Source organism: uncultured Roseobacter sp. (assembly GCF_947496515.1).
GTDB lineage: Bacteria > Pseudomonadota > Alphaproteobacteria > Rhodobacterales > Rhodobacteraceae > Roseobacter.
In genome coordinates, this window is record NZ_CANMDB010000008.1 from 26,123 (window position 1) to 40,614 (window position 14,492).

Here is a 14,492-nt window from a genome sequence, read left to right on the forward strand (position 1 = left end):
CTTGATGAACCTGTCTTCCTACCAATGATGTAGACGTATGCGGTTACCACAACACAGTTTTACATCTGTCGTGGTGGCTGACCGCTGCGGCGATAGGCTCGCGTGCACTGCGGGGAGGTGAGCGCAGCCACATCCAGATCCGACGACAAGGCAGTGATCCCTCTTTGCTATGTGACCCCGGGCGCTCTCAGCGCGTGGCGTTGGATCGCCGTGTACGGTCCGTCATGCGGTAGCCGCGGTGCAGAGGTGCCTGTTCGACAGATCGCCTTGCCGACTCGCTCCTGATCTCAGATCTCCAGAGCCGACAAGGTGGTCCGAAGGGTGTCCAGTTTCAGCGGCTTCTCCAGTACGCCATCAAAACCATGATCCTCGACCTTACGTGGATCATGCCAGCGCACGTCCGCCGTCAGAGCGATCACCGGCAAGTGCCGGCAGTCAAGGGATGGATCGTTGCGGATGACCCCAGCGGCCTCCACCCCCGACATCTTCGGCATGTGCAGATCCAGCAGCACGGCACCGATCCCGGTCCTGTGCGTCGACAACATGTGCAGACAATCCTGACCATCGCAGGCGGTCAGGAAATCATACCCGATTTCACGGCACATTTCCGACAGAACCAGTCGTAACAACGCATCGTCATCTGCGACCAGCACCGCTTTATGCACCCTTTTCACCTTTTGACGCAGCGCCGCGGACGGGCAAGTAGACTTCGAACGCGGTCCCGGTTCCCACGACACTGTCGACGGTAATTGTGCCGCCCATCAGATTGATCAATTCGTGACAGATGGACAAGCCCAGCCCCGCGCCGCTGGTGTCGCGTGTCATTGAGTTATCAACCTGGCGGAACCTTTCGAAAATCTCCTCCATATTGCCGCCTGCAATACCCTTGCCGCTGTCAGTGATCGAAAAGCCGATCCTTTCGACGCCATCGGCGGTCGGGTCAGGGCGAAATGCCCGAATCGCGATAACGCCTTCTTTCGTAAAGCGGGCGGCGTTGTCCAGGAGGTTGTTCATGACCTGCGACAACCTGATGTCGTCAACGGTGATGGTCTCTGGCACGTCGTCATCTACCGTCGCCGTGACCGACACAGCTTTCTTCATCTTCTCTACCAGCCCTTCCGCCAATCGCTGCCATTCATTCAGCAGGGGCGATACCGGAACGTCCCGTTCCCATAACGCGACGGCATTGGCCTCAAGCCGGGACACATCCAAGACATCGGTGAGCAGTTTGATCAGCCTGTCCGACGCTTTTCGTCCGGTATCGACGAGCATCCGCTGCTTCGCAGGTAGATCAGCGCGTTCCAGAAGCTCCAGTATCCCGCTTATCGCGGTCAGCGGTGTGCGGACTTCGTGGCTCATTGTTGACAGAAACGTGGACTTCATCGCACTGGCGCTTTCGGCTTCCTTGCGCGCAATCTCCAGATTGCGGTTGGCAGCTTCCAGAGCCCCCGTCGCCATATCCGCAAAGCGCAGGCCCCGTCTGTTGGCGCGCGACAGCAAAATGAAGATGGCGAGCAGGGCAACGTCCAGCACGATACCGACGACGAGAATGACAATTGCCTCGATGCCTGAGTTCTCCTGCCTGAAGCTCAACCCCGAACGGATATCGAGTGCCCATTCACGACCGTAAAGCGACATCAAGATCCGCTTTTCCTTGATGGCATCATGATCGTAGTCGGTATCTTCCGAACTGATCTCATCGTAGATGATCTCGTCACCATCGCTGATCCGCACGGCGGTGGCGCGCCGGTCTTTGTCCAGAACGCCTTCCATCAGCCGTTTGACGACAAAAGGAGCGTAGACCGCGCCCAGAAACCTGTCGGCATGCGTTGCGTCGGCCCCGTTATCCGAGGTTCGGTAGAAAGGCGCAAAGAAGAGAAATCCGGGTGTGCGCCCTTCGTCCTGAACCAGAATGATCGGACCGGTGATTTGTGTCGAGGCGCTGTCACGTGCCTGTGTCAAGGCAGTGTAGCGGTTGGTCTCATGCATCATGTCGAGACCCACGGCTTCAATGTTTATGTCTTCGGGCTCGATGAAGGTAATGGGTTGATAGATATCTGCCTGCCGGGGCGGGTGGACCTTGAAGTCCGGCCGGTCTTTTCGCTGCCGCGCCAGATAATCGGGCATGTCAGCTGCGGTAATTTCGTGGATGACACCGATCCCGTTGATGCCCGGATAACGGTGCTCAATATCGAGGTTCTGCGCAAAGCTGCGCCATTGGTCGAGATCGACCCCGTTATCATGGGTCTTGATGGCCGCAACCCCGGCCCAAAGGGCCACTTGGTACTTCTGCAGCCGTTCTTCGATCAATTCGGCGACCTGGTCTGCGGCAATATTGAACCGCGTTTCGGTGCGAAGCGCCAGCTGGTACTTGACGTACTGCCACACGACCAGGGTCAGACCTACGGACAAGAGCAGGGTCAACCAGTGAACGAGACGCAGCCGACCGAGCCGTTCGATCGCCCGTCGTTCGTGTGCTACGGTTTCTGGCGGAATACTGTGCGGGGTGTCCGGCGCCGGAGCGCCCGGGGCATCTGTGGTCATGGCGTCCTCCCCTTTCAACTCGACCCCTCACTGTCGGTTTGCTGCGATCAGCCCTTTCCCAAACGCCTTCCAACCAGCGGCTCGCACCGCGCGCGATCAATGATCACGCTGCACGCTGCTCGGCGTAGCTGACCAGCGCTTCCAGATCACGCAGGTATACCGGCTTGCGCAGAATCCAGGTCACGCCGGGAAATTCAGCCAACACTTCCCCGTGGGCAAACTTGCTGGTGCCCGTCACGAGGATCACCTCGGCATCGGGAGCCGCGTACCCGGCGTATTGCGCCAGACCAAGGCTGTTGGTGTCACCGATCATCAGGTCGATGATCAAGAGATCTACTTTGCTTGTTCTCAACACGGTCAGGGCGCTGGCGATGGTGTCGCATGCGACAACCTGGTGGCCCGCATCTGAAAGACACTCCCGGAATACGTCTCTCGCGGCGTCGTCATCTTCAAGCAGGAGTACGCGCATAACAAGAACTCTCCTTAAATCATTATTCTTTAGGTAATATCCCTTATTAGTCTATTAGTAGAATTATTAGGACCGATCTAGACCTAAATTGCTGGGCTTTGGGTCTTCATTACACGGGTTTTGGAGGCGTAATGCCCAGTTGCACTAGCGTTGCGCGCGGTTGATCTGCCGCTATGTTCTCTGTGCTATTCTATGCCCCCCGGAAAATCGGACGACGTTGCCGGAAGCGCGATCAGAGTGCTGTCACCAGAGCATCTTGACCGCGGAGGCAGGGAACCAAAACGGCAATGAGAGAAAAGATCCGGGTGACGTCCCGATTGCCGCCGTCAAATATCCTTGGGGATGGACGCCAACAACATGGATAAATTTCCACCCAGCCATGGCAGCCGGACGTGCTACCTTTCTTCGGTACGTGATGTCCGAGTGAGAGGTCCGGTCGGGATTGATCCATTCAGCATGACTGTTTCAGTCTGCGATAACCAAAAAACAGTCACTCCAGACGTCATGCAGCACCTGTTGGCATACGCTTGATCCACAGGACCGTCAGTGCCATTGCGCCGACGATCGGCAGGGCGCCAAGGGCAAGTATGGTCCAGCCCGCGCCCACCACCAACGCCCCCGAGGCGAAAGCGCAGACAGAGGCGCAAAGTGCGATGGCGGTGTCGTTCAAGCCCTGAACAGCCGCGCGTTCGTGCGGGGCAAGCGCGTCGGCCAGCAAGCTTGTGGCGCCGACGAAGCCAAAGTTCCACCCGACGCCCAACACGATCATCGCGCTGTAGAAGTGAGGCAGGGTTATGCCGCTGGCGGCGATCACCGCAGAGCCAGCGAGCAGGGCGAGACCTGTCATGACGATGGCGGTCGCGCCAAACCGCTTGATCAGGAACCCTGTGACGAAGCTTGGGGCGAACATGGCCACGACGTGCCAGCGAACCACATCACCCGCATCGGCTTCGGTAAAGCCGCAGCCTACCATAGCGATGGGCGTCGGCACCATCAGCAGGACCATCACCCCTTGCGAGACCGCTGCGGTCGCAACCGCGACAGCGACCATCGGGCGCCGCAAGACAGCGATCACATTGACAGCCGGGGCCGAAGCGGTTTCTTCCATTCTGGGCGCCCGTCCTAGGCCGCGCAGGAACAGCAGCGGCAGAATGCCCATCCCGCACAAGACACTGATCGCACCATAGGCACCCGCAAAGGGGATCGGGGCAAGCATATCCTTGGTGCGGGTAAAGACCTCTGGCCCCGCGAAGGCGGCCAGCAGTCCGGATGTCAGCATCAGCGAAATGGCGACCGGTTTCCACCGATCCGGCACCACTTCGGCCGCGGCAAAGCGAAAGAACTGAAAGCAGGCAAGTGCTGCCCCAAGGGCAAAGTGCCCGACGAGGAGGAGGGGAAAGCTGGCCTGCAGGACGCCCGCGACCGCTGCGGCGCCGCCCGCTGCGGCCACCGCCGCCCCCGCCACGAAGCCCGCCTGTCTCCCGAAGCGACCCATGAAGAGCGAGAACGGTGCCGCTGCCACGAGCCCGGCGAGCGTCGAGACGGAGGCGGGCAAGGTGGCCAGACCGGGCGTTGGCGCGAGCAACAGACCCGCCAGCGCGCCGAGGATGATCATCATCGGCATGGCGGATCCAAGGATCGCATTCGCAGCCAGCAGCAGCGCGAAGTTGACGAGGCCTGTGGGCGAGGTTTGGTCGGTCGTGGTCACCGTGTCTTTCCCGGCATTTGTGCTGACCAAAGGGAAGAGGATCCGGGCCAGATTTGCTGTATGGGCGCTCAATACGGTCGTTTCCACGCAGCAGACCTGCGTATAGATGTGCTCCGGTTCCACGGGGTCAATGCGCCTCAGCACCTGGGGGGGAGCGGTCTCAGTTGTCGCAGACCCGAAACGGGGCGGTGTCGGTGGCTCTCGACGCATTTTTGAGGGGCAAGTGTCAGACGCCGAGGGTAGACATGAAAACCTGCGGGACGGTTCGGCAACGCGCTGAGTTTTCCAATGACCTTGAACCACATACCATACCGGTGCCGCTGAAGGTGTGCTGACTGTCAGGGCCCGAGTACGTTCTCAAGAAGCCGGCGATCTATGCCGTCAGATCCGTGCCATACCGGCGGGGAAAGTGTCGTGCCGAGACAACAGGAAATCCGGTGAGCGCAGTGCTTTGATGTTTTGGTTCAACGGCCAGTGCAGTGCGGCCAAGCCGCAGGTCGATCCGGTGCGATGGACAGCTTAAAGCTACGCAATGATTGCTCCTTGGTCAGGACAGCAAGACCTGCGCAACCCGGAAGTCTGACCGCCTCTTGAGTGACCCGATGGGTACCGCAGATGACATCCCCGCCCGCCTTTGCGTGATGAATGCCTGCTACTCTTGGTTCTGACGCGACGGACGACGGGCCAGCTGATGGCGAAGCAGCGGCAGCAAGAGCGCGACGAGAGCTGTCAGGCCAAGCACCAGCGCAATGGGATGGCCCACGAAAAACGCCGCAAAGCTGCCGTCGGTCAGGATCAGGCCCTGTCGCAGGGTGATCTCCAGTGTTGGCCCCAACACCATGCCGATCACCAAAGGTGCCATTGGGAAGCCCTGACGGCGCAGGACGAATCCAACCACGCCAGCGGCGCCCATCACCAATAGATCGAACGGGTTGCCGCGGACGAAGTAGACCCCGACCGCGCACAACAGGACAATGGCCGTCATCATGTAGGCTTCGCGAACGCGCAAGATCGGGGCGGCGACGCGCGACAGTATCAGACCCAGCGGCAACAACAGCAGGTTGATGATGAAGAAACCGGTGAAAATTGCGGCGATGAGCGTGGGGTTGTCTTCGACGAGTTTCGGTCCCGGAGTGATCCCGTGCAGGGTCAGCGTGGCGAGCATCACCGCGGTGATGGCGTCCCCGGGAATGCCCAACGCCATCGTCGGCACGAGCGCGCCCCCCGTGACCGCGTTATTCGCAGCCTCGGATGAGACGATGCCATCCGGCTCCCCGGTGCCGTAGTTCGCCCCGTTTGAGGAGGACCGCCGTCCCTCCGCGTAGGAGATAAAGGCGGCTGTCGCGGCGCCGGTCCCCGGAAGAACGCCGACGAGATTGCCGATCAAGACGGATTTTCCGAGGTTCTTGAGCCGACCTTTCCACATCGCCAGTTTGGGCAGGACGATCCCTTTGAAATCAACCAGCTCGGACGTTTGAGACAGGGCCGTGCTGGCCCGCATCAGCACTTCGGACAACGCGAACACCCCGATGACAACAGCCAGCAGATTGAACCCGGCAAAGAGCTGCCATTGACCGAAGGTGAACCGCATCTCTCCGATGATGGGATCTCCGCCGACCGTGGACAGAAAGATGCCGATCATCCCCGCCAGCAACCCCTTGATCACCGATCCGGTGGACACGGAAACGATACAGGTCATTCCCAAAAGGATCAGGGCGAAGGTCTCGATCGGACCGAATTCGAGCGCGAAGGCCGCGAGTTGCGGGGCCGCAAAGATCAGGACGATCGCGGATACCAGCCCCCCGATGACGGAGGCAACGGTCGCCCACCCCAGGGCGAGGCCAGCCTCGCCTCTCTGTGCCATTGGATAGCCATCCAGGCAGGTGGCGGCCGACTGTGGCGTCCCGGGGGTGTTGATCAGGATCGCCGCGATTGAACCGCCGTAGACAGATCCAGCATAGACGGCTAGGAGCAACAGAATGGCCGGCGCCTGCCCCATGGTCAGCGTGAATGGCAGGACCATCGCAACGGCTACCGTCGACCCGATGCCCGGCATCGCCCCCAAAACGATGCCGAGGACAGTGCCCATCACGAGGACGAGCAACCCCTCGACTGTCAGCAGAATCGCGAGGGCATCGGGCAAGGAAGACAGCATGGACGAGGCCCTAAAATAGATATGTGAAGCGGGACACCGGCAGTGGCATGCCCAACAGGTGATTGAAGAACAGCACAAGCGCGCCCGGCACCGCGACAGCGTAAAGACCGACGACCAAGGGATTGCGGATCCCGAAAATCGGCAGGCTGATCGCCGCAAAAACGACCGAGGGCAAAAAGAACCCCTCGCGCCCGATCACGTTGGTGTAGGTCACCGCGGCCAGCAACAAAACGATCAACCGCGGCCAGCTTGTGACGGGCGCGGTGTCAGAGGGTGCACGGACCGCCTGAACCAAGGCGGCCAGTGCGAGCAGCATCCAAAGTGCGAGGATAATGCGCGGGAAAAATACCGGCGATTGCGCGGTTTCAGTGCTGGAATAGATCTGACCGAAGGTCGCGGCATAAAGGCCCCCTCCCACAAGAAAGAGGGCCAGCAGAACCATCACCCGCTCATTCACGATATGTGTCATAGCAAGGTCTTGGCATGGGGTGGTGACCCGTCAGGCCCCGCGCCCCATGCCTGTTCCGTCACAGACCAGCGGCTTCGATCAACGCGCCGTTGGCCTCATATTGCTGTCGGAAGAACGTATCGAACGCCTCGGCGCCCCGGAAGTTGATGACGGTGCCGGAGTTTGCCGCAAACTCCTGAAATCCTGCCGACGACACGGCGGTCTCGCAGGCCGCTTCAAGCTTGGACGTGACCGCAGGGTCCAAACCCGCCGGTGCGAACAACCCGCCCCATAGGTAAAGCTCGTTCAGCGGTGCCTCGATACCGACCTCTGTTGCGGTTGGCACGTCTGGATAGCTCTCGAGCCGTTCCGAATTGAACACCATCAGGGGACGAAAATCGCCACGGCTCATCAGGATTTCGGTGTCGCCGAAGAACTGTATCGTGCCCGATGTCAGTTCTTTCACCGCGGGGCCGGATCCCTGAAATGGCAGGTGCTTGAGCTTGTCCAGAATACCCAGCCCGGCAAAGGCCGCCACGGTCGTCAGATGTGTCATGGCGCCGGGACCGGAGGAGCCGTAGACAAGCTCACCGGGGTTGGCAGTCGCCGCCTCGACGACATCGGCGGCCGTCATGTAGGGTGTGTCGGCGTTGGTGAAAAGAAGCGTCGGAGAGGCAGCAACGGAACAAATGGGCGTCCAGCTGTCGACGTCATAAGGGACATTCTTGATCTGCGGCTGGATGGTCGAGACCGTAATCGAGAAGTATCCCAACTGATAGCCGTCGGCGCGCTGGCCCTGCAAGGCGGAGGCGGCAACGGTCCCTGATCCGCCCGCCATGTTTGACACAAACGCATCCCCGCCAATGGCTTCGGCGAAATGAGGAGCCAGTCCGCGCAACAACAGATCTGTGCCGCCACCGGCGTTAAAGGGCGCGATCAGATTGATGGGGCGCTCAGGAAAAGCGTCTTCTGCACCCGCTGACGTCGCTATTACCACACTGGCCACGATGCCCGAAAACGTCTTGATATTCATGTATTTTCCTCCCGTGCGGCGGCTTTTGTGCCACCACTATTTCCCTAGTACGATTGCAAGATAGCATGGCAACCGGAAATACCAATCACTCGTGGTCGTCGTGGGGGTAATCTTTACTCGCGCGATGCAGCGGTCAACGGCATGATCTGTGCCGAAGGCCAATGGCCGCGTTTTCGCGGGCATTGCTGGGGTCAGTCTCGTTTTTTGCGCCCGTCTCCTATGGTCTTGGATCATACTTCAGGGTCCGAACTAGGGGGTGAGCGCCTGTGAGGATCCTCTATGCCGGAGGTCGTGTTAGATCAGGCGCAGTGGTGTTGGAGGACAGATGTCCGGTTCTTCCTTCGGGTGCGGTGCCACGCAAAGATGCAGGTTGCCGCGAAGCGGGCAGGGACCTTGAATACGGTATTGGAAGGCCACGGGTGATCGCGGCGCAGAGTTCTCCCGAAGGTGCGAGCCTCGAAAAACCTCTGGCCATCGGTGACGTCGGTCGCCACTGACAGGCGCGTCTAGTAAGCGCCTTTGCCGCTGAACAGGCTCAGAGGTGTGCGGAAGAGGATTTGCAGATCCAGCCAGATCGACCAGTTCTCGATGTAGTAGAGATCATGGGCGTAACGGGCTTCGAGTTTTTCCGCGCTGTCGATTTCACCCCGCCATCCGTTGATCTGAGCCCATCCGGTGATCCCGGGGGGCAGCCGATGTCTTGCAGAGTATCCGTCGACGATCTGCGTGAACAGATCCTGTTGGCTGGACTGTGCCTGGATCGCATGAGGGCGTGGCCCGACCAACGACAGATCACCTCTGAGCACATTGAAAAGCTGAGGCAGTTCATCAATCGAGCTGCGTCGCAAAAACCGGCCGACCCGGGTGACGCGGGGGTCGCCTTTGGTGACGACCTTGCTGGCACTCGGGTCCGCATGCTCGACATACATCGAGCGAAATTTCAGGACTTCAATCGTGCGGTCATTGTATCCGTGGCGGAGCTGACGGAACAGGACCGGACCGGAGCTTTCAAGGCGAATTGCGGCGGCTGCCACCAGCATGACCGGCCAGAGGATCAGCAGGGCGATGACCGCGAAAAAGACATCGAAGAGACGCTTGGTCAAGCGACATTCCGGCGCAAAGCTGCGCCTCAGTTTCTTCAGGTACGGCGCGCCGCTCTGCTCAAACGCATAGTCCTTGCTGTGCGTCGACAATCCAACCTCGACGGGGAGTACACGGAACTCATCCAGCAGCCATTTGATCCGTCCTTCCGCAGCGAAGGGAAGCGCTATGATGACAAGATCAACCGCCGACGCCCGAACGAAGGCGATCAGGTCGTCATAATCGCCAATTTTGGGAATGCCGAGGACCTGGGTTGGGGAGCGTATGTCGTCGCGATCATCGAAGATGCCGTAGAGGCGGATGTCGTTGCCCACCCGGTCACGTACCCCCCGGATCAGACGGGCCGCCTCTTCTCCGCCGCCGGCAATCACGGTTCGACGCGCAATCAATCCGGTTTCCATCACCCATTTGACGACGATCCGATAGCCGAACCGCGTCGGAAGGATCGCAATTGTCAAACTGAGCACAGCCGCCACAGTTGCCGCCCCCAGACTTTCAACCGGCCCAAAAAAGGCGAGCCCCAATAGCGGCGGAAACACGGACAAGACTGTGCGGAAGATGAAAGAAGAGAGGCTGGCAATGATCTTGCCACGATAGGCGCCGATGGCTGCCATGGTCGATACGAATACGACGCTCGCCAAAGCGGCCCATCCCGCAGCCATAATCGGGTTGAAGGCGTCTGCGGGGCTGGCGCCGTAGAGCACGAACCAAAAAGCAAGAACGAAGACCGGAAAATCAACAGCCACAACCACACATAGCAACCAGAGCGGTTCCAATGCGCCGCGCCGCAGCGTCATGGCCACATTCTGAGCGGCCTCGTTCAACTGGATCGATTGTCCATCCATATGTGTTCCGCCGCTGGACCCCCGCGTCTGATCTGCCCGCGCAATGCTGTTGGTGATCAGACATACCTCTGAAGCGGTTAAGGCATCGTAATCGGTAACGGGTATCGAGCGGGTATCTCTCCGACAAAGCGAGGTGTTTGCCTTGGAGCGACACAGGCAGCAGGCGATTGAGTAGTTTGAGCCACGCTTCTCAATCCGGACCACCGCATCGGCTATGGTTGGTCAGATCAAGGGACTTGTGGGGCAAGTGCGGGTTTGCAAGCAGGTAGGTCACTTGAAGGGAGACACGGGTTAAAGCTGGCCTGAAAGCAGACCCGCGGTCCCCTTTCCAGTGTCGCTTCTCCGAAACGGTCTGGATTGCGCAGCTACCCAACCTTTTGCCGGTGCAGGCCGGAATGCTTCGTCTTTTCTCAGCATGGCGGCCGGATGTAATCTGCGGGGGTCGCGAGGGTAACGGAGCTTCGGTCGCCCGCTGGCGGAAAACCAGGTCTGCAGCGCTGCCCTGAACGGCCACACCGCGCTCGGCACGCCCGTCCTGACAGCCTTGAGATCGATCAGTCCGCGGAAAGGGCGGGCGCACCTCTCATCATAATTGTGAAAAGAGCCGTGTGCTGAGATAGATCTGGTTTCAGCGGCCGTGACACCGCTGGACTGACACATGCGTCACAGGTCAGAAACCCACCTGGTCTTGCATGCCTTTGGATCCCGCCTCAGCTCAGTCGGCCAGATCAGCCCGGCGGGACCGATCAAGATCTCTTTCATTGAGCGGGACAAACCAGACATGACAGCGCTCTGGCCACCCGACAGGTATTCAAAACAAAAAGCCGCGCCTGATGAACGGCGCGGCTTTTGACTTTTGGGATGATACCCGTGCTTAGAAACCCAAGCCCGCGTATTTGTTTTTGAATTTCGATACGCGACCGCCGGTGTCCATCAAACGGGAGGACCCGCCCGTCCACGCGGGGTGTACCGATGGATCGATATCCAACGCGAGCTGGTCGCCTTCCGCGCCCCAGGTCGATTTCATTTGCACGACCGTACCGTCTGTCATCTTGACGTCGATGATATGGTAGTCGGGATGTGTGTCCGCTTTCATCGATCCGCTCCTTACGCTTCTGCGCCCGCTTTGGGCTTGTAGTTGGTGTTCTCCGTGATCCGCGCCGATTTACCGCGACGGCTGCGCAGGTAGTAGAGCTTGGCGCGACGGACACGGCCGCGGCGCACAACGGTGATGCTGTCAATGTTTGTCGAATGCAGCGGGAACACCCGCTCAACACCTTCGCCAAACGAAATCTTGCGCACGGTGAAAGACCCGGCGATACCCGATCCGTTATTGCGCGCGATGCACACGCCTTCGTAGTTCTGGACCCGTGTGCGGGTGCCCTCTGTCACTTTGAAGCCAACACGAACAGTGTCACCAGCGCGAAAATCGGGAATGTCACTCCCGAGCGCGGCGATCTGCTCCGCTTCGATCTCTGCAATCAGATCCATCGGATCGTCTCCTATATAGCTCGCGGTTTGCCCACGAAGGTTGTCGCGTCCCAGAGCTTTCAGTCTATGACCGGGTCCGCATCATACGCCCGCTGAAAGAGTTCAGACATCTTTGCTTGTCTCTGCTGCCGCATGGCATTCCTTTGAACAGGAATGCAGCACAGCGAACAGGTCCAGAAGCGCGTGCGCGATTCCAGACAGAGGCCGTATAAGACGGATAGAACGATGGATCAAGGGCGAACGGCCGGCCAACGCGAGGCATTGGTCAGGTGCGACCTAACGCTACTGGCGCGCCGAGAAATTCTTTTGTCGGCAAGGTGATGACCGGCAGCTCCGCAGGTAATGCCGCAGGGCCTCTTTGCGGCCAGGGGCCGCCTCCAACACCCTCATGCTCCTCCGGCGCGCGCCGCTTTGCTCGCGCGCCTAGGGCGGACCCGGATGCTTTTACGCTTCGTCGCTCGGACGCCGCCGCCACAGATCTGGCCGGCGCTCCTGCGTGAGTGCCTCGGATTGCGCGCGCCGCCATTTTGCAATCTCGGCGTGGTTGCCGGACATCAGCACATCCGGGATCGGCGCATCTTGCCAGACGGCGGGCCGGGTATACTGCGGATGCTCCAGCAGGCCGCTCGTATGACTTTCCTCGACCGTACTCTGGGCGTTGCCAAGCACACCGGGCAGCAGACGTACAGCCGCATCAATCATCGCCGCGGCGGCTATTTCCCCACCCGTCATGACGAAATCCCCCAATGAGACTTCCTGCACGTCGTAGTGCTCAAGCACCCGTTCATCGACCCCTTCGAACCGACCGCAGAGCAGGGTCATACCGTTGCCCCGCGCCAGGTCACGCGCCATCGTCTGGTCAAAGGGCCGCCCCCGCGGTGACAGGTAGATCAGCGGCCAACGACCGCGAGCGTGCGCCTGAGCCGCCTCGATCGCGGGGCCAACCACATCGGCGCGGAGCACCATGCCAGCACCCCCGCCCGCAGGCGTGTCATCCACGTTGCGGTGCTTGCCGATGCCGAAGTCGCGCAGGTCGTGGGCGTGCAATTGCCATAGCCCGTCAGCCAATGCCTTGCCGGTGAGTGACAGGCCGAGAATTCCCGGAAAAGCCTGCGGAAACAGAGTGATGATGCGCGCCTGCCAGACGCCTGCCAGCACCTCGTCATCTGACATCAGCGCCCGAGGGTGCAGCACCTGCCGGGCTTGCTTGCGGCCATGGCTCCGGGGTGGATCTGCCACGTCAGAAGAGCCCGTCCGGCGGGTCGGCGATCACCCGTCCGGACGCCAGATCAACCGTCGGGACTGCGACGCGGGTAAAGGGTAGCAGCACTGTCTCCGAGGTGCCGGGGCGCTGCACGTCGAGCAGATCACCCGCGCCGTGATCCACGACGGTCTTGATGGTGCCCAGCCGGGTGCCGCCGGTGTCGTAGACCTCCAGTCCGATAAGATCGGCGTGGTAGAACTCATCGTCGGGCAGGTCAGGCAGTTGCGACCGGTCCGCGAACAGCTGGGTGCCTTTCAGCGCGTCTGCCTCCTCCTTGGTGGCGACCTCCGCGATGCGGGCGGCAAACCCGTTCTTGATGGGGCGAATCAGCGCGAGGTGAAAGGTGCTGTCGCCGTCTTCACCGGTGAGCGGGCTGTAGCTCTCGATGTCTTCGGCCACGGCGCAAAAGCTCTTGATGCGCAACTCGCCGCGCACCCCGTAGGCACCGCCGATCGCACCAACGCAGACCCGGTCCTCGCTCATCGGGCTGCCCCCAGACATACACCGCCCGTGACCTCGCCACCCGCGTCAGCGCAGGCGGATTTCTGGTTGGATCGCTCGGTCAGGATGCCCGCCACGAAGGCCAGCAGGATCAGAAAGAGGGTTCGGAGGGGACGCAGCATGTCTCACCAGATTGAGGGGGGTCCGCCGCAGGGGCAGGCCGGAGCCGGGCCGCAGGGGTCGTGCGCGGCCCGGTCGCTGAGTGTTACTCGGAGGCTTCTTCCGCAGGGGCGGCTGCCTTGGCGGCTTTCTCCTCTGCGCGCTCCTGCGCCTTCTTGCCGGGCGTGCCCTTGTTGGGGTTGTTGCGCTCGGTTTTCTCTTTGAGGCCAGCGGCTTCGAGCATCCGGGAGACACGGTCGGTCGGCTGTGCGCCCTGACCGAGCCAGTGCTGCACGCGCTCCACATCCATCTTGACGCGCTCTTCGCTGTCCTTGGGCAGGAGCGGGTTGTAGGTGCCCAGCTTTTCGATGTAGCGGCCATCGCGGGGCATGCGGCTGTCAGCGGCAACGATGCGGTAGAAGGGGCGTTTCTTGGAGCCGCCGCGGGCGAGACGAATTTTCATAGACATGTCAGTTAGGTCCTTTTGGGTTGATTGTCGGGGGGCCTGCGCCCGCCCTAGCTTTGGTGACGTTGGTGATGCTGAATAACCTCAGCGATGATGAAGTTGAGAAACTTCTTGGCGAAGTCCGGATCGAGATCCGCTTGCTTTGCCAAATCTTCGAGCCGCTCGATCTGGGCCGCTTCGCGGGCGGGATCAGAGGGCGGAAGGTCGTGGCTGGCCTTGAGTTTCCCCACGGCCTGCGTGTGTTTGAACCGCTCGCCCAGGGTGTAGACGAGGATGGCATCGAGACGGTCGATGGAGCTGCGGTGTTCGCTCAGGAGTGTCGCGGCGCGGGTGATGGCGTCGGTCATGGCAGGGGCCTCCGGGGACGT

General features: G+C 60.6%; 15 protein-coding genes. All 15 read right to left on the reverse strand.

The genetic code is table 11. The features are described from left to right. Positions 1-287: 287 nt before the first annotated feature. Positions 288-665, reverse strand: a complete 378-nt coding sequence (locus Q1A53_RS14370) for a response regulator (RefSeq protein ID WP_299968031.1) — start codon at positions 663-665, stop codon at positions 288-290. Further along, positions 658-2,544: a CHASE domain-containing protein gene (locus Q1A53_RS14375; protein WP_299968033.1), complete on the reverse strand. Its 1,887-nt coding sequence runs from the start codon at positions 2,542-2,544 to the stop codon at positions 658-660. The genes Q1A53_RS14370 and Q1A53_RS14375 overlap by 8 nt, the downstream gene beginning before the upstream one ends. Before the next feature lie 103 nt (positions 2,545-2,647). Further along, positions 2,648-3,013: a response regulator gene (locus Q1A53_RS14380; RefSeq protein WP_299968035.1), complete on the reverse strand. Its 366-nt coding sequence runs from the start codon at positions 3,011-3,013 to the stop codon at positions 2,648-2,650. A gap of 502 nt (positions 3,014-3,515) precedes the next feature. Continuing rightward, positions 3,516-4,865: an MFS transporter gene (locus Q1A53_RS14385; RefSeq protein WP_299968038.1), complete on the reverse strand. Its 1,350-nt coding sequence runs from the start codon at positions 4,863-4,865 to the stop codon at positions 3,516-3,518. A gap of 508 nt (positions 4,866-5,373) precedes the next feature. Further along, on the reverse strand, positions 5,374-6,876 hold the full coding sequence (locus Q1A53_RS14390; RefSeq protein WP_299968041.1) for a tripartite tricarboxylate transporter permease: 1,503 nt from the start codon (positions 6,874-6,876) through the stop codon (positions 5,374-5,376). A gap of 10 nt (positions 6,877-6,886) precedes the next feature. Continuing rightward, a complete protein-coding gene (locus Q1A53_RS14395) occupies positions 6,887-7,345 on the reverse strand; it encodes a tripartite tricarboxylate transporter TctB family protein (protein ID WP_299968043.1) in 459 nt (152 codons plus the stop codon). Positions 7,346-7,403: 58 nt separating this feature from the next. After that, the gene (locus Q1A53_RS14400; RefSeq protein ID WP_299968046.1) at positions 7,404-8,357 is read right to left on the reverse strand and encodes a tripartite tricarboxylate transporter substrate binding protein; all 954 of its coding nucleotides are present in this window, start codon (positions 8,355-8,357) and stop codon (positions 7,404-7,406) included. A gap of 506 nt (positions 8,358-8,863) precedes the next feature. Beyond that, the gene (locus Q1A53_RS14405; protein ID WP_299968049.1) at positions 8,864-10,303 is read right to left on the reverse strand and encodes an exopolysaccharide biosynthesis polyprenyl glycosylphosphotransferase; all 1,440 of its coding nucleotides are present in this window, start codon (positions 10,301-10,303) and stop codon (positions 8,864-8,866) included. 874 nt (positions 10,304-11,177) lie between these two features. Further along, a complete protein-coding gene (gene rpmE / locus Q1A53_RS14410; protein WP_299138556.1) occupies positions 11,178-11,399 on the reverse strand; it encodes a 50S ribosomal protein L31 in 222 nt (73 codons plus the stop codon). Between the two features lie 11 nt (positions 11,400-11,410). Continuing rightward, a complete protein-coding gene (gene rplS / locus Q1A53_RS14415; protein WP_299968051.1) occupies positions 11,411-11,794 on the reverse strand; it encodes a 50S ribosomal protein L19 in 384 nt (127 codons plus the stop codon). Positions 11,795-12,238: 444 nt separating this feature from the next. After that, a complete protein-coding gene (trmD, locus tag Q1A53_RS14420) occupies positions 12,239-12,967 on the reverse strand; it encodes a tRNA (guanosine(37)-N1)-methyltransferase TrmD (RefSeq protein WP_299968053.1) in 729 nt (242 codons plus the stop codon). Positions 12,968-13,034: 67 nt separating this feature from the next. Continuing rightward, on the reverse strand, positions 13,035-13,541 hold the full coding sequence (gene rimM / locus Q1A53_RS14425) for a ribosome maturation factor RimM (RefSeq protein WP_299968056.1): 507 nt from the start codon (positions 13,539-13,541) through the stop codon (positions 13,035-13,037). Next, positions 13,538-13,681: a hypothetical protein gene (locus Q1A53_RS14430; protein ID WP_299968058.1), complete on the reverse strand. Its 144-nt coding sequence runs from the start codon at positions 13,679-13,681 to the stop codon at positions 13,538-13,540. Before Q1A53_RS14430 ends, rimM begins: the two co-directional genes overlap by 4 nt. Before the next feature lie 83 nt (positions 13,682-13,764). Further along, positions 13,765-14,127 (reverse strand): 30S ribosomal protein S16, encoded by a 363-nt coding sequence (rpsP, locus tag Q1A53_RS14435; protein ID WP_299968061.1) that lies wholly within the window; start codon positions 14,125-14,127, stop codon positions 13,765-13,767. A gap of 47 nt (positions 14,128-14,174) precedes the next feature. Then, positions 14,175-14,471: a chorismate mutase gene (locus tag Q1A53_RS14440; protein ID WP_299968063.1), complete on the reverse strand. Its 297-nt coding sequence runs from the start codon at positions 14,469-14,471 to the stop codon at positions 14,175-14,177. Between the last annotated feature and the right edge of the window lie 21 nt (positions 14,472-14,492).

Bases quoted from the DNA above. Each gene is read 5' to 3' on its own strand.
- Q1A53_RS14375 (WP_299968033.1), bottom strand. From the start codon at position 2,544: ATGACCACAGATGCCCCGGGCGCTCCGGCGCCGGACACCCCGCACAGT.
- Q1A53_RS14380 (WP_299968035.1), bottom strand. From the start codon at position 3,013: ATGCGCGTACTCCTGCTTGAAGATGACGACGCCGCGAGAGACGTATTC.
- Q1A53_RS14390 (WP_299968041.1), bottom strand. From the start codon at position 6,876: ATGCTGTCTTCCTTGCCCGATGCCCTCGCGATTCTGCTGACAGTCGAG.
- Q1A53_RS14395 (WP_299968043.1), bottom strand. From the start codon at position 7,345: ATGACACATATCGTGAATGAGCGGGTGATGGTTCTGCTGGCCCTCTTT.
- Q1A53_RS14400 (WP_299968046.1), bottom strand. From the start codon at position 8,357: ATGAATATCAAGACGTTTTCGGGCATCGTGGCCAGTGTGGTAATAGCG.
- Q1A53_RS14405 (WP_299968049.1), bottom strand. From the start codon at position 10,303: ATGGATGGACAATCGATCCAGTTGAACGAGGCCGCTCAGAATGTGGCC.
- rpmE (WP_299138556.1), bottom strand. From the start codon at position 11,399: ATGAAAGCGGACACACATCCCGACTACCATATCATCGACGTCAAGATG.
- rplS (WP_299968051.1), bottom strand. From the start codon at position 11,794: ATGGATCTGATTGCAGAGATCGAAGCGGAGCAGATCGCCGCGCTCGGG.
- trmD (WP_299968053.1), bottom strand. From the start codon at position 12,967: ATGTCAGATGACGAGGTGCTGGCAGGCGTCTGGCAGGCGCGCATCATC.
- rimM (WP_299968056.1), bottom strand. From the start codon at position 13,541: ATGAGCGAGGACCGGGTCTGCGTTGGTGCGATCGGCGGTGCCTACGGG.
- Q1A53_RS14430 (WP_299968058.1), bottom strand. From the start codon at position 13,681: ATGCTGCGTCCCCTCCGAACCCTCTTTCTGATCCTGCTGGCCTTCGTG.
- rpsP (WP_299968061.1), bottom strand. From the start codon at position 14,127: ATGTCTATGAAAATTCGTCTCGCCCGCGGCGGCTCCAAGAAACGCCCC.
- Q1A53_RS14440 (WP_299968063.1), bottom strand. From the start codon at position 14,471: ATGACCGACGCCATCACCCGCGCCGCGACACTCCTGAGCGAACACCGC.